The 22,242-nt window shown below is 70.6% G+C and carries 28 protein-coding genes and 1 pseudogene; 17 read left to right on the forward strand and 12 right to left on the reverse strand.

Annotated elements, in window-relative coordinates:
• Positions 1-46: 46 nt before the first annotated feature.
• The 5 genes from ACFVVX_RS23020 to ACFVVX_RS23040 all read left to right on the forward strand — a co-directional run bounded on the left by ACFVVX_RS23020 (position 47) and on the right by ACFVVX_RS23040 (position 6,065).
• On the forward strand, positions 47-1,870 hold the full coding sequence (locus ACFVVX_RS23020) for an ABC transporter ATP-binding protein (RefSeq protein WP_387948435.1): 1,824 nt from the start codon (positions 47-49) through the stop codon (positions 1,868-1,870).
• A 4-nt stretch (positions 1,871-1,874) separates the two neighbouring features.
• Positions 1,875-3,035 (forward strand): ABC transporter permease, encoded by a 1,161-nt coding sequence (locus tag ACFVVX_RS23025; RefSeq protein WP_387948437.1) that lies wholly within the window; start codon positions 1,875-1,877, stop codon positions 3,033-3,035.
• Entirely contained in the window at positions 3,032-4,297 is a 1,266-nt protein-coding gene (locus ACFVVX_RS23030; protein ID WP_387948439.1) for an ABC transporter permease, read from the forward strand. The genes ACFVVX_RS23025 and ACFVVX_RS23030 overlap by 4 nt, the downstream gene beginning before the upstream one ends.
• On the forward strand, positions 4,294-4,689 hold the full coding sequence (locus ACFVVX_RS23035; protein WP_387948441.1) for a cytidine deaminase: 396 nt from the start codon (positions 4,294-4,296) through the stop codon (positions 4,687-4,689). Before ACFVVX_RS23030 ends, ACFVVX_RS23035 begins: the two co-directional genes overlap by 4 nt.
• Positions 4,690-4,787: 98 nt before the next feature.
• Positions 4,788-6,065, forward strand: coding sequence for a thymidine phosphorylase (locus ACFVVX_RS23040; protein ID WP_387948443.1), 1,278 nt, complete (start codon positions 4,788-4,790; stop codon positions 6,063-6,065).
• A 27-nt stretch (positions 6,066-6,092) separates the two neighbouring features.
• Here the strand turns inward: ACFVVX_RS23040 and ACFVVX_RS23045 are convergent, their stop codons facing one another.
• Entirely contained in the window at positions 6,093-6,647 is a 555-nt protein-coding gene (locus ACFVVX_RS23045) for a Uma2 family endonuclease (protein ID WP_387948445.1), read from the reverse strand.
• A gap of 42 nt (positions 6,648-6,689) precedes the next feature.
• Positions 6,690-7,364 carry an alpha/beta fold hydrolase gene (locus ACFVVX_RS23050; protein WP_387948447.1) on the reverse strand — a complete coding sequence of 225 codons (675 nt, stop codon included), beginning with the start codon at positions 7,362-7,364 and terminating at the stop codon, positions 6,690-6,692.
• Positions 7,365-7,721: 357 nt separating this feature from the next.
• Between ACFVVX_RS23050 and ACFVVX_RS23055 the strand changes: the two genes are divergently transcribed.
• Positions 7,722-8,231, forward strand: coding sequence for a hypothetical protein (locus ACFVVX_RS23055; RefSeq protein ID WP_387948449.1), 510 nt, complete (start codon positions 7,722-7,724; stop codon positions 8,229-8,231).
• A gap of 175 nt (positions 8,232-8,406) precedes the next feature.
• On the opposite strand, the gene ACFVVX_RS23060 is transcribed toward ACFVVX_RS23055, so the two are convergent.
• Positions 8,407-9,708, reverse strand: a complete 1,302-nt coding sequence (locus tag ACFVVX_RS23060; RefSeq protein ID WP_387948451.1) for an MFS transporter — start codon at positions 9,706-9,708, stop codon at positions 8,407-8,409.
• Between the two features lie 131 nt (positions 9,709-9,839).
• On the opposite strand from ACFVVX_RS23060, the gene ACFVVX_RS23065 reads away from it, so the two are divergent.
• From ACFVVX_RS23065 to ACFVVX_RS23075, 3 genes are all read left to right on the forward strand, one after another.
• Positions 9,840-10,787 carry a LysR family transcriptional regulator gene (locus ACFVVX_RS23065; protein WP_387948532.1) on the forward strand — a complete coding sequence of 316 codons (948 nt, stop codon included), beginning with the start codon at positions 9,840-9,842 and terminating at the stop codon, positions 10,785-10,787.
• Positions 10,788-11,005: 218 nt separating this feature from the next.
• Positions 11,006-12,154 (forward strand): adenosine deaminase, encoded by a 1,149-nt coding sequence (locus tag ACFVVX_RS23070; protein WP_387948453.1) that lies wholly within the window; start codon positions 11,006-11,008, stop codon positions 12,152-12,154.
• A 198-nt stretch (positions 12,155-12,352) separates the two neighbouring features.
• The gene (locus ACFVVX_RS23075; RefSeq protein WP_387948455.1) at positions 12,353-12,721 is read left to right on the forward strand and encodes an ATP-binding protein; all 369 of its coding nucleotides are present in this window, start codon (positions 12,353-12,355) and stop codon (positions 12,719-12,721) included.
• A 151-nt stretch (positions 12,722-12,872) separates the two neighbouring features.
• On the opposite strand, the gene ACFVVX_RS23080 is transcribed toward ACFVVX_RS23075, so the two are convergent.
• The gene (locus tag ACFVVX_RS23080) at positions 12,873-13,055 is read right to left on the reverse strand and encodes a PspC domain-containing protein (protein ID WP_387948457.1); all 183 of its coding nucleotides are present in this window, start codon (positions 13,053-13,055) and stop codon (positions 12,873-12,875) included.
• Between the two features lie 403 nt (positions 13,056-13,458).
• On the opposite strand from ACFVVX_RS23080, the gene ACFVVX_RS23085 reads away from it, so the two are divergent.
• Positions 13,459-13,611, forward strand: a complete 153-nt coding sequence (locus ACFVVX_RS23085; RefSeq protein WP_387948459.1) for a hypothetical protein — start codon at positions 13,459-13,461, stop codon at positions 13,609-13,611.
• A 444-nt stretch (positions 13,612-14,055) separates the two neighbouring features.
• Here the strand turns inward: ACFVVX_RS23085 and ACFVVX_RS23090 are convergent, their stop codons facing one another.
• The 5 genes from ACFVVX_RS23090 to ACFVVX_RS23110 are packed head-to-tail and all read right to left on the reverse strand — an operon-like array spanning position 14,056 to position 15,395.
• Positions 14,056-14,388: a hypothetical protein gene (locus ACFVVX_RS23090; RefSeq protein WP_387948461.1), complete on the reverse strand. Its 333-nt coding sequence runs from the start codon at positions 14,386-14,388 to the stop codon at positions 14,056-14,058.
• 44 nt (positions 14,389-14,432) lie between these two features.
• Positions 14,433-14,564, reverse strand: a complete 132-nt coding sequence (locus tag ACFVVX_RS23095) for a hypothetical protein (RefSeq protein ID WP_387948463.1) — start codon at positions 14,562-14,564, stop codon at positions 14,433-14,435.
• Positions 14,561-14,773: a hypothetical protein gene (locus tag ACFVVX_RS23100; protein ID WP_387948465.1), complete on the reverse strand. Its 213-nt coding sequence runs from the start codon at positions 14,771-14,773 to the stop codon at positions 14,561-14,563. The genes ACFVVX_RS23095 and ACFVVX_RS23100 overlap by 4 nt, the downstream gene beginning before the upstream one ends.
• The gene (locus ACFVVX_RS23105) at positions 14,770-15,024 is read right to left on the reverse strand and encodes a hypothetical protein (RefSeq protein ID WP_387948467.1); all 255 of its coding nucleotides are present in this window, start codon (positions 15,022-15,024) and stop codon (positions 14,770-14,772) included. Before ACFVVX_RS23105 ends, ACFVVX_RS23100 begins: the two co-directional genes overlap by 4 nt.
• A complete protein-coding gene (locus ACFVVX_RS23110; protein ID WP_387948469.1) occupies positions 15,021-15,395 on the reverse strand; it encodes an ATP-binding protein in 375 nt (124 codons plus the stop codon). The genes ACFVVX_RS23105 and ACFVVX_RS23110 overlap by 4 nt, the downstream gene beginning before the upstream one ends.
• A 247-nt stretch (positions 15,396-15,642) precedes the next feature.
• Here ACFVVX_RS23110 and ACFVVX_RS23115 point away from each other — a divergent pair, with 247 nt between their 5' ends.
• The 5 genes from ACFVVX_RS23115 to ACFVVX_RS23135 are packed head-to-tail and all read left to right on the forward strand — an operon-like array spanning position 15,643 to position 17,425.
• Positions 15,643-16,521, forward strand: a complete 879-nt coding sequence (locus tag ACFVVX_RS23115; RefSeq protein WP_387948471.1) for a helix-turn-helix domain-containing protein — start codon at positions 15,643-15,645, stop codon at positions 16,519-16,521.
• Positions 16,522-16,531: 10 nt separating this feature from the next.
• Entirely contained in the window at positions 16,532-16,732 is a 201-nt protein-coding gene (locus tag ACFVVX_RS23120) for a DUF397 domain-containing protein (protein ID WP_387948472.1), read from the forward strand.
• Between the two features lie 25 nt (positions 16,733-16,757).
• A complete protein-coding gene (locus ACFVVX_RS23125; RefSeq protein WP_387948473.1) occupies positions 16,758-16,973 on the forward strand; it encodes a DUF397 domain-containing protein in 216 nt (71 codons plus the stop codon).
• Positions 16,974-17,001: 28 nt separating this feature from the next.
• Positions 17,002-17,202: a DUF397 domain-containing protein gene (locus tag ACFVVX_RS23130; RefSeq protein ID WP_387948474.1), complete on the forward strand. Its 201-nt coding sequence runs from the start codon at positions 17,002-17,004 to the stop codon at positions 17,200-17,202.
• A 22-nt stretch (positions 17,203-17,224) separates the two neighbouring features.
• Positions 17,225-17,425: a DUF397 domain-containing protein gene (locus ACFVVX_RS23135; RefSeq protein ID WP_387948475.1), complete on the forward strand. Its 201-nt coding sequence runs from the start codon at positions 17,225-17,227 to the stop codon at positions 17,423-17,425.
• 66 nt (positions 17,426-17,491) lie between these two features.
• Here ACFVVX_RS23135 and ACFVVX_RS23140 read toward each other — a convergent pair whose 3' ends face one another.
• On the reverse strand, positions 17,492-17,920 hold the full coding sequence (locus ACFVVX_RS23140; RefSeq protein ID WP_387948476.1) for a hypothetical protein: 429 nt from the start codon (positions 17,918-17,920) through the stop codon (positions 17,492-17,494).
• 140 nt (positions 17,921-18,060) lie between these two features.
• Here ACFVVX_RS23140 and ACFVVX_RS23145 point away from each other — a divergent pair.
• Positions 18,061-18,707: pseudogene (locus ACFVVX_RS23145) on the forward strand (PhzF family phenazine biosynthesis protein).
• Positions 18,708-18,733: 26 nt separating this feature from the next.
• Here the strand turns inward: ACFVVX_RS23145 and ACFVVX_RS23150 are convergent.
• Positions 18,734-18,889: a hypothetical protein gene (locus ACFVVX_RS23150; protein ID WP_387948477.1), complete on the reverse strand. Its 156-nt coding sequence runs from the start codon at positions 18,887-18,889 to the stop codon at positions 18,734-18,736.
• 214 nt (positions 18,890-19,103) lie between these two features.
• Between ACFVVX_RS23150 and ACFVVX_RS23155 the strand changes: the two genes are divergently transcribed.
• On the forward strand, positions 19,104-21,620 hold the full coding sequence (locus ACFVVX_RS23155; RefSeq protein WP_387948478.1) for a tetratricopeptide repeat protein: 2,517 nt from the start codon (positions 19,104-19,106) through the stop codon (positions 21,618-21,620).
• Here ACFVVX_RS23155 and ACFVVX_RS23160 read toward each other — a convergent pair.
• Positions 21,595-22,137, reverse strand: a complete 543-nt coding sequence (locus ACFVVX_RS23160; protein WP_387948479.1) for a VanZ family protein — start codon at positions 22,135-22,137, stop codon at positions 21,595-21,597. The two genes, ACFVVX_RS23155 and ACFVVX_RS23160, sit on opposite strands and share 26 nt — an antisense overlap.
• Positions 22,138-22,242 lie beyond the last annotated feature (105 nt).

The following is a 22,242-nucleotide window of genomic DNA, read 5'->3' on the forward strand; positions in this document are numbered from 1 at the left end:
CAATGATTGACACAGCATCAGGGAGGGGCCCGGCAGGGTGCGCTCAATGCGTACCCCCGGGCCCCGTCCCGTACCCCCCTGTTTTTTCTTGGCCCTCCAGCGCAACGACGCGCCTCCAGACCACCAGGAGATCGCCATCACCGCATCCGACCCCGCCCTCAGCAAGGGCGGTACCCCCAGCGCGGGGACGGCGACACCGGCCGTCGAACTGCGCGGCATCACCAAGCGCTTCCCCGGTGTCGTGGCCAACCACGACATCAACCTCACCGTCCGCACCGGGACCGTGCACGCCCTGATGGGTGAGAACGGCGCCGGCAAGTCGACGCTGATGAAGATCCTCTACGGGATGCAGAAGCCGGACGAGGGCACCATCGCCGTCAACGGCGAGCTGTGCGAGTTCAACACCCCCGGCGACGCGATCGGCCGCGGCATCGGCATGGTGCACCAGCACTTCATGCTCGCCGACAACCTGACCGTCTGGGAGAACGTCGTCCTCGGCGGCGAGGGCCTGTACGGCATCGGCGCCAAGGCCAAGGCGAAGATCAAGGAGATCTCCGACCAGTACGGCCTGGGCGTGCGCCCGGACACGCTGGTCGAGGACCTCGGCGTCGCGGACCGCCAGCGGGTCGAGATCCTCAAGGTGCTCTACCGCGGCGCCAAGATCCTGATCCTCGACGAGCCCACCGCCGTCCTCGTTCCGCAGGAGGTCGACGCGCTGTTCGACAACCTGCGTGAGCTGAAGGCCGAGGGCGTCACCGTCATCTTCATCTCGCACAAGCTGCACGAGGTGCTGTCGGTGGCGGACGCGATCAGCGTCATCCGGCGCGGCACCACGGTCGGCGACGCGGACCCGAGGAGCGTCAGCGCCCGCCAGCTCGCCGAGCTGATGGTCGGCGCCGAGCTCCCCTCCCCGGAGAGCCGCGAGTCCACCGTCACCGCCGACGAGATGCTCACCGTCCGCGACCTGCGGATCGCGAAGACCGACGCCGAGGGCATCGAGCGCGTCGTGCTGGACGACATCTCGCTGCGCATCCACAAGGGCGAGATCCTCGGCATCGCCGGTGTCGAGGGCAACGGCCAGGCCGAGCTGGTCGAGGCCATCATGGGCATGCTCCCGCTGGACGGCGGGACGGTCCAGCTGGCCGGCGAGGACCTCTCCGGCTCGCTCACCCGGGCCCGTCGCGAGGCCGGCATCGGCTACATCCCCGAGGACCGCCACCGGCACGGCCTGCTGCTGGAGGCCCCGCTCTGGGAGAACCGGATCCTCGGCCACGTCACCGAGCGCCCGAACTCCAAGGGCGTGCTGCTCGACCTGGCGGCCGCCCGCAAGGACACCCAGCGGATCGTCGAGGAGTACGACGTCCGCACCCCCGGCATCGAGGTCACCGCGGCCTCCCTCTCCGGCGGCAACCAGCAGAAGCTGATCATCGGCCGCGAGATGAGCCACCAGCCCAAGCTGCTGATCGCCGCCCACCCCACCCGCGGTGTGGACGTCGGCGCGCAGGCGCAGATCTGGGAGCACATCCGGGTCGCCCAGCGGGCCGGGCTCGCGGTGCTGCTGATCTCCGCCGACCTGGACGAGCTGATCGGGCTCTCCGACACCATCCGGGTGATCTACCGCGGCCGCCTGGTCGCCGACGCCGACCCGGCCACCGTGACCGCCGAGGACCTGGGCACCGCGATGACCGGTGCGGCCAGCGGCCACATCGAGTCCGAGCCCGAGGCCGTCGAGGAGTTCCGCGCGACCAGCGCCGAGGGCACCGAGGCCGAGAGCGCCGAGAGCGCCGGGGCCGCGGACACCGAGGCCGCGGGCACCGAGCAGGACTCCGCGCCCACCGACACCGCCGACGACCCGCAGGCGGGGGAGTAGCCACATGACCAGTCCCAACCCTGACGCCAAGCGAAGCCTGGCGCAGCGGATCAACGGCGAGCGGATCGTCCTCGCCCTCGCGGCGCCGGTTCTCGCCGTCCTGCTCTCCGTGGCGATCTGCTCGGTGCTGCTGGCGACCTCCGGCAAGAACCCGTTCGAGGCGTGGAACGTGATGCTCACGTACGCCACCAAGTCGGACGGTCAGGTGGCCATCCTCAACCGGTCCACCACGTACTACCTGGCCGCCGCGGCCGCCGCCTTCGGCTTCCGGATGAACCTGTTCAACATCGGCGTCGAGGGCCAGTACAAGGTCGCGGCGCTGTTCGCGGCCTTCGTCGGCAGCCGGCTCGACCTGCCGTCGTTCATCCAGATCCCGCTGCTGCTGATCACCGCCATGCTGGTCGGTGGCCTCTACGCCAGCATCGCCGGTCTGCTGAAGGTCCTGCGCGGCGTCAGCGAGGTCATCTCGACCATCATGCTGAACGCCATCGCGGTCGCGATCGTCGGCCTGCTGCTCGTCCCCGGCATCTTCGCGCCGGAGAAGGGCACCACCAGCAACTCGATCCAGACCGACCCGATCTCGCAGTCCAGCCACTTCTTCTCGCTGGAGACCGCGGGCGGCCCGCTCTGGGGCTTCCTGTTCATCGCCATCCTGGTCGGCGTGGTCTTCCAGTTCACGCTGACCCGCACCCGCTTCGGCTTCGACCTGCGCGCCACCGGCCGCTCGGAGTCCGCCGCCACCGCGTCCGGTGTGAACGTCAAGCGCATGATCGTCATCAGCATGGCGGTCTCCGGCGCGCTGGCCGGTCTGATCGGCCTGCCCGAGCTGATGCAGAACTCGTACTACTTCGGCCAGAGCTTCCAGCCCGGGCTCGGCTTCCTCGGTATCTCGGTGGCCCTGCTCGGCCGCAACAGCCCGATCGGCATGGCCTTCGCCGCGCTGCTGTTCGCCTTCCTGGACTCGACCGGGTCGCAGCTGCCGCTGCCCAAGAACGGCAGCTTCCCGTTCGAGATCGTCCAGGTCATGCAGGGCACCATCGTCATCTGCGTCGTCGTCGCGTACGAGCTGGTGCGCCGCTACGGCCTCAAGCGCCAGCAGCAGAAGGTCGGCGCCGAGCTCGCCGCCCAGGCCGCGGCCAACCTGAAGAAGGAGGTGTCGGCATGAGTACGGCCACCGCCACCCGTGCGAAGGCGCCGGGCGCACCCGCCAAGAAGCGCAAGTTGTCCTGGCCGGTGGTGCTGCTGCTGATCGCGGGCGCCCTGGTCCTCTTCTCCGCCGTGGGCATGGCCACCGGCAACCACTCGCTGACCTCCTCCGGTCAGGTCACCGCCGCGCTCAGCGCCGCCGTGCCGATCGGCATGGCCGGTCTGGGCGGTCTCTGGTCCGAGCGGGCCGGCGTGGTCAACATCGGCCTCGAAGGCATGATGGTGGCCGGCACCTTCTGCGGCGCCTGGGGCGGCTACCTGGTCAGCCCGTGGTTCGGCCTGGTGGCCGGCATGATCGGCGGCGCGCTCGGCGGTCTGCTGCACGCGGTCGTCACGGTGACCTTCGGCGTCGACCACATCGTCTCCGGTGTCGGCGTCAACCTGCTGATCCCCGGTATCTGCGCGTACGTCAACCGGATCTACTACAAGGACTACATCTCCGTCGGTGCCGGCGCGAACCAGTCCCCGCCGGCCGATCCGCTGCCGTACATCACCATCCCGGGCCTGTCCTCCGGCCTGAAGGACATCGAGCTCCACCACTGGTTCCTGGTCTCGGACCTCGCCGGTGTGCTCGGCGGCCTGGTCACCAACATCTCGGTGGTCGTGGTGCTGGCCGGCGCGCTGATCGTGGCGAGCTACTTCCTGCTCTGGCGCACGGTGTTCGGCCTGCGCCTGCGCTCCTGCGGCGAGAACCCGACGGCGGCCGAGTCGCTGGGCGTCAACGTCTACAAGTACAAGTACCTCGCGGTCGTCTCCTCGGGTGCCTTCGCGGGCCTCGGCGGCGCGTACCTCTCGCTGGTCGCGGCGCACTTCTACAAGGACGGCCAGACCAACGGCCGGGGCTTCATCGGCCTCGCGGCGATGATCTTCGGCAACTGGATGCCGGGCGGCCTCGCCACCGGCGCCGGCCTGTTCGGCTTCACCGACAGCCTCCAGCTGCGCGACCCCGAGTCGGTGCACGTGCTGATCCTCACCGTCTCGATCGCGATGGCGCTGCTGGCCCTGTGGCACCTGTACCGCCGCAAGTTCACCTCCGCGGTGATCTCCTTCGTGGTCGCCGGCGGCCTGGGCGCCTGGTACGCCCTCACCGACGAGGTGCAGCGCCCGCTGATCGTCGCGACGCCGTACGTGATCACCCTGGTGGTGCTCGCGCTGGCCTCGCAGCGACTGCGGCCGCCGGCGGCCGACGGTCAGATCTACCGCAAGGGCCAGGGCAAGTGACGTCCGCCGCCGCCGTCGACTGGGACCGGCTGCGCGCCGCCGCCCGCGAGGCGATGACCCACGCGTACGCGCCGTACAGCAGGTTCCCGGTTGGGGCGGCCGCCCTGGTGGACGACGGGCGGCTGGTCACGGGCTGCAACGTGGAGAACGCCTCGTACGGGCTGGCGCTCTGCGCCGAGTGCGGGCTGGTCTCCAGCCTGCACGCCACCGGCGGCGGCCGGCTGGTCGCGTTCACCTGTGTGGACGGCAAGGGCCAGCTGCTGATGCCCTGCGGCCGCTGCCGCCAGCTGCTCTACGAGCACGGCGGGCCGGAACTGCTGGTCGAGCTGCCCTCCGGGGTGAAGCCGATGAGCGAGGTCCTGCCGGACGCGTTCGGGCCGGAGCGGCTCTAGCCCCGTCATTTGTTACGCGCGTAGAGTGTCGCGAGTGGGTCGATCACCGACCTTTCGCGACACTCTTCGCTTTTTGAAACCCCCTCTTGGAGTACCCCATGGATGCCATCTCCGTCATCAGGACCAAGCGAGACCGCGGAGAGCTGAGCGACGCTCAGATCGACTGGGTGATCGACGCCTACACCCGCGGCGAGGTCGCCGACGAGCAGATGTCCGCCCTGGCCATGTCGATCCTGCTGAACGGCATGAACCTGCGTGAGATCAGCCGCTGGACCGACGCCATGATCCGCTCCGGCGTCCGGATGGACTTCTCCTCGCTGCCGCTGCCCACCAGCGACAAGCACTCCACCGGCGGCGTCGGCGACAAGATCACCCTGCCGCTCGCCCCGCTGGTCGCCGCCTGCGGTGCCGCCGTCCCGCAGCTCTCCGGCCGCGGCCTCGGCCACACCGGTGGCACGCTCGACAAGCTGGAGTCCATCCCCGGCTGGCGCGCGCTGCTCTCCAACGACGAGATGATGGACGTGCTGCGCTCGTCCGGCGCGGTGATCTGTGCGGCCGGCGACGGCCTGGCCCCCGCCGACAAGAAGCTGTACGCGCTGCGCGACGTGACCGGCACGGTCGAGGCGATCCCGCTGATCGCCTCCTCGATCATGTCCAAGAAGATCGCCGAGGGCACCGGCGCCCTGGTGCTGGACGTCAAGGTCGGCTCCGGCGCGTTCATGAAGAACCTCGCCGACGCCCAGGAGCTGGCCCGCACCATGGTCGGCCTGGGCAAGGCGGCGGGCGTCAACACCGTCGCGCTGCTCACCGACATGTCCACCCCGCTCGGCCTCACCGCGGGCAACGCGCTGGAGGTCCGCGAGTCCGTCGAGGTGCTGGCCGGCGGCGGCCCGGCGGACGTCGTCGAGCTGACCCTGGCGCTGGCCCGCGAGATGCTGGCCGCCGCGGGCGTGCACGGCAAGGACCCGGCCGACGCGCTGCGCGACGGCTCCGCGATGGACCACTGGCGCCGCATGATCACCGCGCAGGGCGGCGACGTCGACGCACCGCTGCCGGTCGCCCGCGAGCAGCACGTCATCCCGGCCCCCGCCTCCGGCGTGCTCACCTCGCTGGACGCCTACGCGGTGGGCGTCAGCGCCTGGCGCCTGGGCGCCGGCCGCGCCCGCAAGGAGGACCCGGTGCAGGCCGGCGCCGGCATCGAGATGCACGCCAAGCCCGGTGACACGGTGGTGGCCGGCCAGCCGCTGCTGACCCTGCACACCGACACCCCCGAGCGCTTCGAGTACGCGATCGAGGCCCTGGCCGGCGGCATCGAGGTCGCCCCGGCGGGTACCGCGTTCACCCCGAACCCGATCGTGCTGGACCGCATCGCGTAACCGGCGGGCCTGCGCACGTACGCCGGATCAGGCGTACGTGCGCAGGACACCGGTGTCGAGGGTCCACGGGCCGACGCTGACGGTGTCGCCGAAGGAGAATTCCTTGCGGGACGCGTAGCCGGGCTCGTCATGGACGATGCCGGTGCCCTTGCGGGGGTCGACGAGCAGGTAGAGCGGAATCCCCATGGCCGCGTAGTCGCGGACCTTGTGCTGGTAGTCGTTCTCCGGATTGGACTTGGAGACGATCTCGACGACCAACAGCACCTCGTGGGGAAGCAGCGCGGGTCGTTCGTCGTCCAGGGTGGCATCGGGGAAGACCATCAGATCCGGATTCCGCAGTCGGCCCATGCCGGCATCCTCCAGGTCCGCGCCGCCGTGGGCGATGTAGCCGGGATGGGTCTGCGGCAGCTGGGCATTCAGCTGCTGGGCGATCCGGATGACCGCCAGCTCATGGCGCTTGACCGGCGACATCATCATGATGATCTCGCCGTCGGCGATCTCGATCTTCCCTATTCCGGGTACCTGTGGAAGCTGATCGGCGATCTCACGCAACCGCGCGTACACAGCTGGGTCGATGCTCATGCTCCGGAGTGTAACGGCGCCCGCCGACGGCTGAGGCGGTCGTCACTCGGCCATGGTGAGGGCGATCTTCAGGAGCTCCTCGGGGGCCTCGCGGACGAGGTCGTGGCCGACGGGGAGGGTGTGGACGGTCCAGGTCGGGTCGTCGCGCAGGCGCTCGTAGGTCTCGGTCAGCGGCGAGTCCTCGAAGCGCTCGGCGTGGATGTAGGTGCGGCGGAGGATGCCGTCGACGGCGCCGGTGAGGGCGACCGGCTGGAACAGGGTGGCCGCCGGGTGGACGGTGGCGCGCGGGTCGAGGGCGGGGTTCGTGCCGACCACGGTGTGGCCGCCGCCGGCCGCGGTGCCGGCCAGGTAGCGCTGCTTCCAGACGTCGTTGACGATGTTGTAGGCCGACTCGCCGTCACGGGGGACGAAGGCGTCGGCGTAGACCAGCCCGGCGATCCGCTCCGGCGCCCGGTCGGCCACGGCGGAGGCGACCATCCCGCCGTAGCTGTGCGAGACCAGCACCGCGTCGGTGATCCGCTCGGCCTCCAGGGTGCCCAGCACGTCCTGGACGTGCGTCTCCAGGTTGACCGCCGCGGTGTTCAGGTGGCCGCGCTCGCTGACCCCGGTCAGCGTCAGCGGGTACACCTCGTGCCCGGCGTCGCGCAGCCCGTCGGTGATCGGCCGGTACCACCACGCGCCGTGCAGCATGCCGGGGATGAGAACGAAGGTGGCCATGTCGCGTTCCTCTGGTCGTGCGGGCTGGACATGAGGAACCTACGGCGGATACCTGACACCGCGTGTCAGGTATCAGCCGGGGCCGGTACAGGCGGTGGCGGACGGTCGGCGAGCGGTTCGCCCACCGGGAGGCGGCGGGCGGCGGACGGGGGCCTGTGTCGACGTGCGGATAACGCTTCCGCAAACGGCCGGTGTACCCACAAGTACCCCTGTAGACCTGCCTCCTGACACTTCCGAAGCAGAGGACCTCCGCACATGAGCGACCCCGGCCACCAGCCTCCACTCGGTCCCTCCTGGGTGCCGCAGAACGCCGCAACCCCCCTTGATCACAAGCAGCCCGCAGCCTCGAAACCGGGCATGTCGAAGGGTGCGAAGATCACGCTCGGGATCCTCGGCGGGCTCGTCCTCATCGGAGGCTGCAACGCCGTCGTCTCCGGGGGGAAGGGCACCGGCGGCACGTCGGCCGCGGCCGACGTGCCGGCCCCCACCGTGACCGTCACCGTCACGCGGACCGTGACGGCCCCGGCCCCTGCCCAGGCCGCTCCCACCGTGACCGCCACGGTGGTCGTCACGCAGCCGGCGGAAGTTCCGCCACCGGCCAAGGAGACCCCCGCCGCCGCCCCCGGTGACACCGTCCCCGGCAGCGGAACCTACCTGGTGGGCGAGGACATCAAGCCCGGCACCTACAAGACGGCCGGGCCGGGGAGCCGCGGTATGTGCTACTGGGAGCGGGGCAAGGATGCCGCGGGCGGCTTCGAGTCGATCATCGCCAACGAGAACCTGACCGGCCAGGGCGTCGTCACGATCAAGAGCACGGACAAGGTGTTCAAGACCCAGGGGTGTCAGGAGTGGGTGAAGTCCAAGTGAGCCCGGAGGCCCCGCCGCGCTGACCTGGGCGGCCGGTGCCCGGGCCTCAGGTACTGCTGCGCAGGAGGTCGGCCGGTCCGACTTCCTGCGCAGGCCACTGCGGCGGGCCGCCTGATTTCCGGCGACCTGCCGGGGCTCGCCGCGGGGCGGGCGGAGCCTGTCCGGGGTCCGAGTTCTACCGGGCGGAAAGTCTGCCCGGCAGACTGTTGGCCGTGCGGCGGGCGGTGATGGCCTGGCGGGTGGCGTAGAGAGTGACGGCCGCGGCGAGGGTCATCGCGGTCAGGCCGACGGCGGCGGCGCCGGGCCAGCCGGTGGAGTGGTAGGCGTCGGCCCCGATGGTGCCGCCGAGGCTGTTGCCCAGGTAGTAGGCGATCAGGTAGAGCGCGGAGGCCTGGGCGCGGCCCTCGGTGGCGATGCGGCCGACCGCCGAGGAGGTGGTGGCGTGGCCGGCGAAGAAACCGGCCGTGATCAGGACCAGGCCGAGCAGGGCGCAGAGCAGCGAGTCGGCGAGCGAGAGCAGCAGGCCGACGGCGGTCACGCCGATCGCCGCGTACAGCGCGCCGCGCCGCCCGAGCCGTCCGGAGAGCCGGCCGGCGGCGGCCGAGGTGCCGGTGCCGACCAGGTAGACCACGAAGATCGAGGCGGCGACCGACTCCGGCAGGTTGAAGGGCGCGCCGATCAGCCGGTAGCCGACGGTGTTGTAGACCGCGCCGAAGACGGCCATGAACAGCAGTCCGAGCGCGTACAGCCGGACCAGCAGCGGGTTGCGCAGGTGGTGGCCGACGGTACGGGCCAGGGCGCGGGCGTCCACCGGCGCCGGGGTGAAGTGCCGGGCGGCGGGGATCAGCAGCCGGAAGGCGAGCGAGGCCAGCAGGGCGAGGGCGGCGGAGGCGGCCAGGCCCCAGCGCCAGCCGAGGCCGGCGGCCGTCCAGCCGGAGAGCAGCCGTCCGCCCATGCCGCCGATGCTGTTGCCGGCCACGTACAGGCCCATCGCGGAGGCCAGTGCGCTGGGGTGGACCTCCTCGGCGAGGTAGGCCATCGCGGTGGCGGGCAGTCCGGCGAGCGCGGCGCCCTGGACGACGCGCAGCACGACCAGGGTGGTGAGGTCCGGGGCGAACGGCAGGGCCAGCGCGAGGGCGGAGGCGGCGAGCACGGAGGCCGTCATCACGGCGGTGCGCCCGTACCGGTCGGAGAGGGCGCTGGCCGGGAGCAGCCCGAGGGCGAGGCCGAGGGTGGCGGCGGAGGCCGTCCAGCTGGCCTGGCCGGGGGTGATGCCGAGGTCGGCCGAGAGGATCGGCAGCAGGCCCTGGGTGGAGTACAGCAGGACGAAGGTTGCGATACCGGCGGCGAACAGGGCGAGGTTGGCGCGGCGGAAGGCGCGCTGCCCGGGGCGGTGGCGGTCGTCGGCGAAGAGGGAGGACGGGTGGGCGAGGGCATCCGGCACGGCCACGGATGCCCCGGTACTGGCGGGCTGCATGGCACTGAACGTAAGCCTGTGCGGTTGATGCGTCCAATGCATGATTGGTCGATAATCGATGCGTACGGGTATGAGCGCAGGTGGTGGCGGATCGATCGCGGTCGGAAGGGGCGGTTGTGACGTACGACGGAGTGGGCGCGGAGCCCCCGCACCGGTTGGCGGAGCTGGGGCCGGAGCTGCCGGCCACCCAACTGGCGCCCCGGCTGGCCCAGTTCGCGGCGGTGGCGCGGTTGGAGCACGTGACGCAGGCGGCCTCGCTGCTGGGGATGCCGCAGCCGACGCTGTCGCGGGCGGTGGCCCGGCTGGAGGATGAGCTGGGGGTCGTCCTGCTGGCCCGTCAGGGCCGGACGGTCCGGCTGACCAGGGCGGGCCGGCTGCTGCTCGCCTCGGTGGAGCGGGCGCTGGCGGAGGTCGAGCGCGGGGCCGAGGCGGCCCGCGCGGAGGTGGACCCGGCGGTCGGGCGGGTGGCGTTCGGCTTCCTGCACACCATGGGGACGGACGCCGTCCCGGCGCTGCTGCGCGGCTTCCGGGCGGCGCATCCGCAGGTGCGGTTCCAGCTGGTGCAGGACTACGTGGGGGCGATGCTGGAGCGGCTGCGGGCCGGGGAGTTGGACCTCTGCCTGGTCGCGCCGGTGCCGGACGACCCGGCGCTGGTCGCCCGGCCGCTGGACGAGCAGCGGCTGCACCTGGCCGTCCCGGCCGACCACCGGCTGGCCGGGCGGCGCCGGATCCGGCTGGCGGAGGTGTCCGAGGAGCCGTTCGTCGGACTGGAGCGCGGGTACGGGCTGCGCGCGATCACGGACGGGTTCTGTGCGGAGGCCGGCTTCGTGCCGCGGATCGCCTTCGAGGGGGAGGAGGCCGAGACGCTGCGCGGGCTGGTGGCGGCCGGGCTGGGGGTGGCGCTGCTGCCGCCCGGGCTGGTGCCCCGGCCCGGGGTGGTGGAGCTGGAGGTGACGGCTCCGCGCACCCGGCGGGCGATCGGGCTGGCCTGGGCGGCGGGCCGTCCGCTGACCCCGCCGGTGGCCGCGTTCCGGGATTTCGTGCTGTCGCGGCGCGGGCGGCTGCTGCAGCACGACTGACCGGCGCGTACTGACGGGTGGGCGTACTGACCATTGGGCGGACCGACCGGCGGGCGGACCGGCCGGTGGGCGTGCTGACCGGGAGGCGGAATGACCCGGAGACGTACTGTCCGGTAGGCGGCCCGGATCGCCCGTCCGGTGGAATTTCCGGTGGACATTGGCCGATTCGGCCCTGTTGGCGATAGTCGTTCTACGCGCGTAGGGGCTACACTCCCGCAATGGAGAAGCAGATCCCCGTCACCACCGCGGGCACCGGCCCCCGGATCCCCACCCCCGACCAGATCGCCCGCGCGCCGAAGGTGCTCCTGCACGACCACCTCGACGGTGGCCTGCGTCCGGAGACCGTCGTCGAGCTGGCCGCCGCCTGCGGCTACGAGGGCCTCCCCACCACCGACCCGGTCAAGCTCGGCGTCTGGTTCCGCGAGGCCGCCGACTCCGGCTCGCTGGTCCGCTACCTGGAGACCTTCGCGCACACCTGCGCCGTGATGCAGACCCGCGACGCCCTGATCAAGGTCGCCGCCGACTGCGCCGAGGACCTGGCCGCCGACGGCGTCGTCTACGCCGAGGTCCGCTACGCCCCCGAGCAGCACCTGGAGGCCGGGCTCACCCTCGACGAGGTCGTCGAGGCCGTCCAGGAGGGCTTCCGCCTCGGCGAGGCCAACGCGCGCGCCGCCGGCCACCGCATCCGGATCGGCACCCTGATCACCGCGATGCGGCACGCCGCGCGCTCGCAGGAGATCGCCGAGCTGGCCAACCGCCACCGCGACCAGGGTGTCGTCGGCTTCGACATCGCCGGCGCCGAGGCGGGCTACCCTCCCACCCGCCACCAGGCCGCCTTCGACTACCTCAAGGGCGAGAACAACCACTTCACGATCCACGCGGGCGAGGCCTTCGGCCTGCCGTCGATCTGGGAGGCCCTGCAGTGCTGCGGCGCCGACCGGCTCGGCCACGGTGTCCGCATCGTCGACGACATCACGATGAACGAGGACGGCAGCGTCGAGCTCGGCCGCCTCGCCGCGTACGTGCGCGACAAGCGCATCCCGCTGGAGATGTGCCCGACCTCCAACCTCCAGACCGCGGCGGCCACCTCGTACGCCGAGCACCCGATCGGGCTGCTCAGCCGGCTGAAGTTCCGGGTGACGGTCAACACCGACAACCGGCTGATGAGCGGTACCAGCATGAGCCGCGAGTTCGGGCACCTGGTGGAGGCGTTCGGCTACACGCTGGGCGACATGGAGTGGTTCACCGTGAACGCGATGAAGTCGGCGTTCCTGCCGTTCGACGAGCGACTGGCGATGATCAACGACGTGATCAAGCCGGGCTACGCCGAGCTCAAGGCGGAGTGGCTGTTCAGCTCCACCGACTGAGTCGCTCGCTGATCGTCGGATGAACGGCTTTGTCTGGCACGGACATTGGCGTTCATCCGACTACCCACTCGTGTGGGTTAACGCCCTTTGGTCCTCGTGCGATCCAATCACTACGGTGTGCCCGTCACTGCTGACACGGTGCGGCGTTCACCGCCATGCCCGGAGTCGGCCACCGACGAGGATCCAAGGGACGAACTCATGAAGCAGGCCACTCTCAAGGCCGCCGGCACCGCGGTGCTCGGCATCGCCATCGCCGCGGTCGGCGCCGGCAGCGCGTCCGCCGACCCCGTTGCCGCCGGCGGCCTCGGGCTCCCCACGGGCGCGGTGACCAACCCGGCCGTGACCGGTGCCGTCGCCGACGCCGCGTCCAAGCTGCCGGGCGGCGACAAGGTCGCCGGCACCCTGGGCACCCTCGCCCCCAGCGCCGGCCAGGCCGCCGCCCCGATGGGCGACGTCGCGCCGGCCGCCGGGCCCAACCGTGCCGCCATTCCGAGCGTGCCCGGCCTGGACAAGACCCCGCTCGGAGGGCTGACCAACACCCTGCCGCTGCCGGGCCTGGGCGGCTGAGCCCCGGCTCCGCCGTACCCGGCGACGGGCCGTCCACCCCGGTGATCCCGGGGCGGGCGGCCCGTCGGCGTTCGCGCCCCGCGGTGTGTCGTCGGCCCGTGCGGCTCGGGGCTCTTACGGCTTACGGCTCCGGGCTCTTGCAGCTCAGGGCTCACGGCTCCTGGGGGAGCACCACCCAGAGCGCCAGGTAGATCAGGAACTGCGGGCCGGGCAGCAGGCAGGACACCAGGAAGATCAACCGGACCGTCCACGGCGTGAGTCCGAAGCGCTGGGCGATCCCGGCGCAGACGCCGGCGATCACGCGGTTGTGGCGGGGGCGGGCGAGGCGGCTCATGACGGTCTCCGTGGTGTCGTGACCCGTGCCGGTCTCTCCGGTGGGCGTACTTCCATGCTCCGCCGCTGCCGCCGCCGAAGCCTCAGCCCGCAAGCCGATCCGGCACCCGGACATTTCACCGCCAAGGCGTAGCCCGCTCTCGGGGTCGGAGTCAGGGGCGGCCCCGAGTTTGCGCGTGGCGAGAGGGTGTCGGAGTAGGAAGTCGGCCGGGCCGACTTCCTACTCCGGGCGGTGCGGGGTCAGGGCCGGTCCGCGTCCGGGGGAGGGGGCGCGGCCTGCGGGGCGCCCGTCCCCCAATTGTTATCTGCTGCTTGGTCGTTGTGTACAAATGCAGTGCGGTTGGGCCATTGTCTTCGCCTCCATGTCCCCTGACAGGTCCCTGGCGGTGCCCTTGACTGGGGGCATGACCCAGAAACCAGAGCACCGCGAGCAGCGGCCACAGTTCGAACTCCGCTGCGGAGGGCTGCACTTGACCATCCAGCGCGTGCCCGTGTGGCTCGTCGCGCTCGTCACCACCGCCGCAGGGACCGGAGCGACCTGGTGGACACAGCGCTGAGGCGGCATCGGAACGGCGTACCGGCCGCTCCGAAGTCCGGCCGCTGCAGCTGATCGCCGCTTTGCCCTGTTCGGGCGGTCGGACGGCCCTCATGGGCCTCGTGGTGGATCTCGCAGCGGGGGCTTGGGGCGGCGGATACAGCGCGTACCGGCCCCGTGGGTGTCGTCCTAGGGCTCACCGCTGGCGGCATTCCTACTGGTCAGCGCATCCGTTCAGACGAGCTCGGGTGGTGACGGCCATCTCGGGTGTCGGAGGGTTCGCTGTCACCCTCTCCCGGCCCAGCCTGTAGCCCCAACAGCCGCATGTCATCCGGCTTGCCCGGCGGGCACCTGCGCTGCCCGCCCTCGGGCGGTCCGGGCGCGGGTGTTCGAGTGGCAAGGATGCAAAGGGTGGGGAGCGGAATGGGAAGTCGGCGGGGCCGACTTCCTGCTCCGGGTGTGGCGGCTACGGGGAGGGCGGGCCGACCGGTCTGGGGTTGAGGCGGGCGGGGTGCCAGTTGGCGTTGCGGCCGGCGCCCTCGCGGTAGGCGATGCGCTGGACGGCGGTGAGGAGTCGGTAGAGGTTGAGGGCGGCGTCGGACTCGTCGGCCTCGTAGCCGAGCCGGTGGATCAGCGCTTCGAGCTGGGGCCAGTCGAAGTCGTCGGACACGGAGGGGAGTTGGGTGGGGATGCGGTGGTAGCGGGCGTGATCGAGGAAGGCGGCCGCGACGGCGTAGTGGGTGGCGGCGAGGGCGTTGGCGAGGAGGGTGTCCAGGGGCGGCGGGGGCGTTTCGGGCATGGCGGTGGCGCCCTTCCGGAGGGGGTGGGGTGGGGCGGGCGGGGTCAGCGCGGGTCGTCGTCGTCCGGCCTGGTGGTGTTGAGGGCGGTGATGACGCCGAGGATGACGGTGGCGATCGCGAGGGCGAGGAGGGCGAAGGCCGTGCCGACGAGGAAGGCGGCGGTGCCGGGCCTCACCGGGCCGCCCAGGTGGGGGTGAGGCGGGCGGCGAGGGCGTGCAGGAGTTCTTCGGCCTGGTCCCGGGTGAGGGGGAGGGCGAGGTGTTCGCCGGGGGCGGCGCGGATGTTGAGGTCGACGGCCACGAGGAGCTGGAGGGCGGCGTCGGGCACGGCCTCGACGGCGAGGTAGGCGATGGTGGTGCGTTCGGTGTGGGCGAGGGGGCTCACGGGTGGTCCTCCTCGTGGTCGAGGAGGAGGGTGTGGAGATTGAGCAGGGTGCTGGCGGGGGCGTTGCCGAAGTCGACGAGGATGCGGCCGTCGAGGTTGGTGTCGGTGCCCGTGGAGGGGAAGAGAAGACCGAACTTGCGGCCCAGGATGAGGACTTCGGCGAGGATCCCGGCGATCTGGGCCTCGGTGTAGGCGCGGAGCCCGGGGTCGGTGGGCTTGATGGGGTGGCGGCTGCTGCTGTGGTGGCTCACGCGGCGGCGTCCAGCTCGAACCAGACGGACTTGCCGCGCTTGCGGGGGTCGGTGCCGAACCGGTGGGTGAGGGAGCGGACCAAGTGGAGTCCGCGGCCGCAGAGTTCGTAGGGGTCGGAGCTGGATCGCTGCTCGGGGAGCGCGGGGCTGTCGTCGGAGACCGAGACCCGGAGGGTGCGGTTCAGGAGGACGACGACCACGAGGGGCGCGGGGCTTCCGCCGTGCTTCCAAGCGTTGACGAACAGCTCATGAAGGGCGAGTTCGGCGTCGGCGATGACGTCGGGGGGCCAGCCGGCGATGGTGAGGGCGTCGCGCAGCTCCTCGCGGGCGGCGGACCAGTCGGGCGGCTGGGGTCGGGTGAAGGCACGCACGAAGAACCTCCGTGTGGAGAGAGGGATTTCGAGGCGGAGACGTGACCGTGAGCGAGGCCGCGGGGCTGCTCTGCGGCGCCTGGGCAGGCATTACTGACACTCCGTCATGTGATCGGTGCAACACTGAGAGTAGGGGCGGCTATGGCAAAGTTGCAAGCCGATCGTTGAGTCTCCTGGGTCGATGTCACTCGTTGGTGGCGTCGTGGGCGGCTTGTGCGCGAGACTGCGCGGACAGGGAAGGACAGCCGTGGGATACAAGGGGCCGATCAGCCAGCGGCAGCGCCGATTCGGCGAAGAGCTGCAACGGCAGCGCGTGGCGGCAGGATTGTCGGCAGCCGAAGCCGGAGCGCTGGTGGGGATGGGCGGTCCGGCGGTGAGTCACACCGAGGCTGGTCGGATCACGCTCAATGCAGAGCGGCTTGAGATCTGGCTCGACGCCTACGGCTGCACCGATTCCGCGTACCGCGCCACACTTGCAGAGATGGGGCGGAGTGCGGGGAAGGGTTGGTGGAGCGAGTATGAGAACAAGGTGTCTCCGCTCGCTCTGGACCTGGCAGAGACCGAGGATCGGTCGGTCCGGGTGGAGAACTACGAGATGCTCTACATCCCAGGAGTCCTGCAGCTGCGGTCGTATACGGAGGCGATCTTTGAGGACGCCGACGGGGGAACGGACATCGCAGATGCGGTTCGCTTCCGACTGGACCGCCAGCGAATTCTGGATGAGAGTAGGGATTTCCACTTCGTCATCCACGAGGCTGCGCTACGTATGCGTTTTGCAGGCGATGCAGTCATGAGGGCGCAGCTGATCCACTTGTTGGACCTGGCAGAGCGCCCGAACATCACGATTCAGGTGTTGCCGTTCACTGCGGCAAAGAAGCCGCCGAGCCCCAACTCGTTCCTGTTCTGTGAGCCGGGCTGCCTCGACCTGTCCACGGTTATCGTGGATGCCCCTGGGCGTGCCGAACACTATGGTGACCCCGAGAGCATCGTGGCCTATCGCCAGATGTTCGAGCAGCTGAGGGATCTGGCCCTGCCTGCTGTCGACACGGCTGAGCCTCGGCGCGGAACGGCGTCGCGTGACTCGTGGGGGATCCTCCATCATCTTCTCTACCTGATCCAAGTCTGAGAGGCCTGCGATGTCAGAAACCCTGTGGCAGAAGTCGTCATTCAGCGGAGGAGATGCCGCAAATAACTGCCTGGAGCTCGCGCTGGGCTCCGGGGGATTTCGTCACCTTCGGGAGTCGGATGAGCCGGAGGTCATCCTCACCACTGACGCTGCCAAGCTCCGGGCCTTCCTCCTCGCGGCCAAGGCTGGGGAGTTCGACCACCTCGTGTGACGGTGGCAGTCCTGGAGACCTGTCGATGGAGGAGGCGTTCATGCAGTTACTCGAGTGGCGGAAGTCATCATTCAGTGGCGGGGACGCCGGCAACTCTTGCCTTGAGCTGGCTCCTGGGGCTGGGGGGCTTCGTCATCTCCGGGAGTCGGACGACCCGGATGTCGTCGTCACGACCGACACCGCCAAGCTCCGAGCGTTCCTGCTCGCGGCCAAGGCGGGGGAGTTCGACCATCTCCTGTAACGGGTAGTAGTGCTACGTGGAGGTGCTCATGCAACAGCTCAACTGGCAGAAGTCGTCCTACAGTGACGCGGAAGGCGCCGATAACTGCCTTGAACTCGCCTCCGGAGTCGGCGATCTTCGCCATCTTCGGGAGTCGGATGATCCGGGTGTCGTCGTCACGACCGATGCCGCCAAGCTCCGGGCATTCCTGCTCGCGGCCAAGGCGGGGAAGTTCGACCACCTGGCGTGACAGACGGCTGTGGGAGGCATTCATGTGGCTGCTCAACTGGCAGAAGTCGTCATTCAGCGACACGGACGACGGCAGCCACTGCCTTGAGCTTTCATCTGGAGCTGGGGGTCTCTGCCATCTCCGGGAGTCGGATGATCCAGGTGTCATCGTCACAACTGACGCTTCCAAGCTCCGGGCCTTCCTCCTTGCCGTGAAGGCTGGGGAGTTCGACCACCTCGTCTGACCGGCCCCACAAACGCCGATGCCCCGCCCCTCGCGGTTCCGCGAGGGGCGGGGCATCACTGCTTACTCAGCCGGCCTGCGGCGGCTGGGCCGGCTGCTGCGGCGGGGTGGCCGGGGCGGCCTGGTAGGGCGCGTTCGGGTTGTACTGGGCGTTCGGGTTGTACGGCGTCGGCGGCGGGCCGAACTGCTGCGGGGCCGGCTGCGCGGCCTGGGCGCTACCGCGCGTGGCCAGTGCCTTCACCGAGTTGGCGATCAGCGCCACCGGCAGGATGAACGCCTGGAAGAACAGCCGGTACTCGCCCCCCTCGAAGACGAACGCCAGGTAGTACGCGTACCCGGCGAACGCCACACCCGCGAGGATGTTGATCGCACGCCAGCCGATGCTCAGGCTGCCGCCGAGGTTCACGGCCCCCAGCACGACCATCGCGATACCGCTGACGGCCAGCAGCACGACGTACCAGGAGAAAAGGGGCTCGGCACTGAAGTCGAGGTTCAAAGAAGATTCCTGTGGGAAGCGAAGAAGTAGAACTCTTGGGGACGACAGCGCACAGTACTGGAGCCCACCGACATCCGTCCCCACGTTTTCATCACGGAGTCGTTTCACTCCCGTCCCCACCCCCGTGATTGGGTGGGGGAATGACTGACTATGAGGTTCTTCGCGTCTTTTGCGCGTCCGACGGTGCCCACGGCAACCGCCTCGGCGTCGTCCGCGAAGGCTCCGCCTTCCCCACCCCCGCCGAACGCCAGGCGTTCGCCCGGGAGCTCGGCTTCAGCGAGACCGTCTTCGTCGACGACGCCGGGACCGCGCCATCGACATCTACACCCCCAGCGCCCGCCTCCCCTTCGCCGGACACCCCTGCGTGGGCTCCGCCTGGCTCCTCAAGACCCCCCAGCTCGTCACCCTCGCCGGCACCGTGAACGTCCGCCAGGACGGCGAGTTCACCCGCATCGAGGGCCGCGCCGAGTGGGCGCCCGGCCGCACCACCAAGCAGTACGGCTCGGTCGCCGAGGTGGAGGCCCTCGACGTCCCGCCGCCCGGCGAGTGGATCTACGCCTGGGCCTGGCAGGACGAGGCCGCCGGGACCGTCCGCGCCCGCGCCTTCCCCGGCCGCGGTGACGGTATCGACGAGGACGAGGCCACCGGCGCTGCCGCCATCATCCTGACCGCGGAACTCCAGCGCGACCTGACGATCACCCAGGGCCGCGGCTCGCAGATCGTGACGGCCGTCCGCCCCGGCGGACTGATCGAGGTCGGCGGCCGGGTGCGCCCGGGGAGCCGCTGAGTCGCGGCTCCCCGGACCGGCCGGGATCAGTGGTGGTCGAGCCACCACTTGATCACGACCACGACGATCGGCCCGGCGGAGCCGGCCAGCCCCCGCACCCCGGCGAACGCGGCGGTGCGCAGGAGACGGCGGGCGGTGGTGCGGCGGTTGCTGTTACGGCGGTTGCTGCTGCGGCGCTTCATGCGGGTTGCCCCCTTGTGAGCAGTTCGGACGGTTGGCGCCGGGCCCGGCGTGCCGCCAACGTTCCGCCCGCCGCCCGCCGCCCGTCCCAACCCCCGGGCACAGCGGGCGAATCCGCTCTAAGCTGCTGGCCAGCGCGTTGCCCGTCCTGCCCGCCGCGGGCAGGACGGGCACCGGGCACGACGGGCGGGCGGCACACGGGCTGGGGGCACGGGGTTGGGCGAGCAGGCGGCGCGGGAGCTGTACACCAGGCTGCGCGAGTTGAAGCAGGCCGCGCAGGCGGCACGCGAGCGGGCGGGGAAGCCGTCCTCCGACCGCGAGGTGGAGCGGCAGGCCAAGAGCCTCAACTCGGCCGCGGCCAAGAAGTTCACCGCCAAGCGCGTCAGCGACTGGGCACCGGCGGACGCCGAGCTCGCCAAGGTGCCCGTCCCCTCCAGTAGCGGTCAGTTCATCGCCCTGGTCACCATCTGGAGCGCCTGGGCCGGCCGTCCGTTCGACGAGCGTTCCTGGGCGACGCTTCTCGAAAACGCCCAGTCGGACCGGGCTGTCGCCAAGGGCCGGGCCTCCTCCCCGGGGCATCCGCCGCTCCCGCCGCTACCGCAACTGACCCGGGACTTCACCGGCCGCGAGGGCGAGTTGGAGCGGCTGCTACCGCTCCTCGACCCCGGCGTGAGCACTGCCGATGCGGTGCTGGTCGCCTCCGTGGCCGGGATGGGCGGGATCGGCAAGACGACCCTCGCCCTCGCTGTGGCCCACCGCGCCCTCGACAACGGCTGGTTCGCCGACGCCCTCTTCTTCGACCTGCACGGCTACGACGAGACCCCGACCACCGTCGGCCAGGCCCTCGACTCCAACCTCCGGATCCTCGGCGTCACGGCCGAACGCATCCCCCCGGACGACGACGGCCGGGCCGCCCTCTTCCGGGCCCAGCTCGACCTGCGGATCCAGGAAGGGCGCGGCATCCTGGTGGTCGCCGACAACGCCTCCGCGTCCGAGCAGGTCCGCCAGCTCCTCCCCGGGGCCGGGCCGCACCGCCTGCTCATCACCTCGCGGCACACCCTCGCCGACCTGGACGCGGAGCTGATCGACCTCGACGTCCTGACGCCGGAGTCCTCCGTCGAACTGATGGCGACCACCCTGCGGACCACCAAGCGCCGCCCCCAGCAGATCACCGCCGACCCGGAGGGCGCGCTGCGGCTGGCGAAGATGTGCGGGTACCTGCCGCTCGCCCTCGAACTCGCCGCCGCCCAGCACGTTCTGGACCCGCACCTGACCCCGGGCGGACTCGCCGACGACCTGGCAGAGGCACTCGCCGAGACGGGCAGCCGGCTCGACGAGCTGGAGGACGGTCGGCGGGCCGTCGTCCGAGCCTCGCTCGACCGCTCGCGCCGTCTGCTGACGATCCCCGAGGCGGAGCTGCTGGACTTGCTGGCCATCGCCCCGGGCACGGACATCTCCACCGATTCGGCGGCAGTACTCACCGACCAGAAGCCTCGGGAGGTCCGCCGCCGCCTTATCTCCCTCGCGGCCACCGGGCTGATCCGGCAGAGTGTCGGCGGCGGTCGCTGGATCATGCACGACCTCGTACGGGACCACGCTACGGAGCAGGCCCGGGTGGCTGGTGCCCGAAATCGTGTGGCGCTTGACCGCCTCTACGAACACTACGAATTGTGTGCGGCCGCCTACGTGGCCGCCGATCGCTCCATTCCGGTGAGCGGGGGTCTGCGTGCAGAATTCGAGAAGTTCGCCGCAATGGCGTTCCCGAACGGCTGGGACTCACTGAGCTGGTTTGATGCTGAGTACTCCAACCTCATCGCTGCTGTCCATGCGGCGCATGTCGATGGTCGATGGTCTGCCGTCGCGCGGTTGAACTCGGTCCTCTCCGTCTATCTCTCCAGAGGGCGTCATCTCGACGACTGGTACAGCACTTCCATGACCGGCGTCGCAGCGGGGCGGGCCTCCGGCAACCGCATTGAGGAGAGCAATGCGTTGGGGAATCTCGGCAATGTACTGCGCGAGCTGCGCCGTCTCGATGACGCGATTGAGGTGCATCGAAGCTGCGTTGCCATTCGTATGGAACTCGGCACCCGAGTGGCCGATGCGTGGAATTCGCTCGGGGACTCCCTCCGTGCGCGGCGGTTCTTCAGCGAAGCCATCGACGCCTATGGACGGGAATTGGCCCTGCACCAGTTGGAGGATGGCCGGGAGGGGGAAGCGCGCGCTCGGAACGACATCGGCTTCGCTCTTCGGTTGATGGGACGATTCGACGAGGCGCTCGATGCCCACCAGATCTCACTCGCCATCATCGAGGAGGTGGGCGACCCCGTCGGCGAAGCCCAGACACGTGGGTACCTCGGGCTGGCCTACACGGCTCTGGGTCGGTTTGACGAAGCTATCGACAACTACCGCAAGAGCCTCGCGGTCAGGCACGACATCCTTGGTCGGTTCACCGTCGGCGCCACGTTGAACAACATCGGCAAGGCGTTGCGCGGTCAGGGCAAGTACGAGGAGGCCACCGCGGCAGGACGGCAGGCGGTCGAGCACTTCCGCTCCCCGCGGAACCCCTACCGCGAGGCGCACGCTCTCGGTGAGTTGGCCGACACCCTTGCCGCCGCGGGCCACCCCGACGACGAGGTTCGGCAGCTGCGGCGGCAGGCCTCCGAGGCCTACGCCTCCGTCGGCGAGACCGACCAGGCGGCCAAGGCGCTCACCGGCGAGGACTTCCGGGACTGAGGGCCGCCTCCGCGTACACCGGAGCCGGATTCGGCGCCGACGGGGTGGGCCGCACCCTCGTGGTCCGTACGCCCTGCGGTCGCAGCAGCAGGGACCGGCACGCCGGGACCAGCGCCAGGTGGGTGATCCCCACACCGACCACCGCGAACAGTATGTGGTCGACGTTCAACACGTGCCCCGGCGTCCACGAGGACAGGAACTCCAGCGCCGTCGCCAGCAGTGCCGACGCACCCGTGGTGCGCAGGAAGGACGGGAACCAGGGCGCCTGGAGCCGCCCTCCGGCCAGCGGGAGCAGCGCCCCCAGCGGAGCCAGCATCAGCAGTTCCCCGAGCACCTGCCACGCCGTGGAGGACCGCAGTGAGCCCAGTGGCGTCAGGTTGGCGTCGTACACCCAGGCCACCGGCAGCGGCCGCAGCACCAGCCAGCAGGCCAGCGCCAGATGAAGGGTGAGACCGACGACTCCCGCCAGCCGGAGGGATCGGTGGACGGCCGTCGCCGACCCTGACTTGGTCCGCACGCCGGCACGCTCGTCGCGTGTGCTGGTGCCATCTCGCTGCACGCCGGGAAGGACGTGAGCCGGTGGCGCAACGGTTCCACGTGCGGCGCGAACATTCCGACGCGC

The sequence above is a fragment of the Kitasatospora sp. NPDC058170 genome, assembly GCF_042883905.1.
Lineage (GTDB): Bacteria > Actinomycetota > Actinomycetes > Streptomycetales > Streptomycetaceae > Kitasatospora.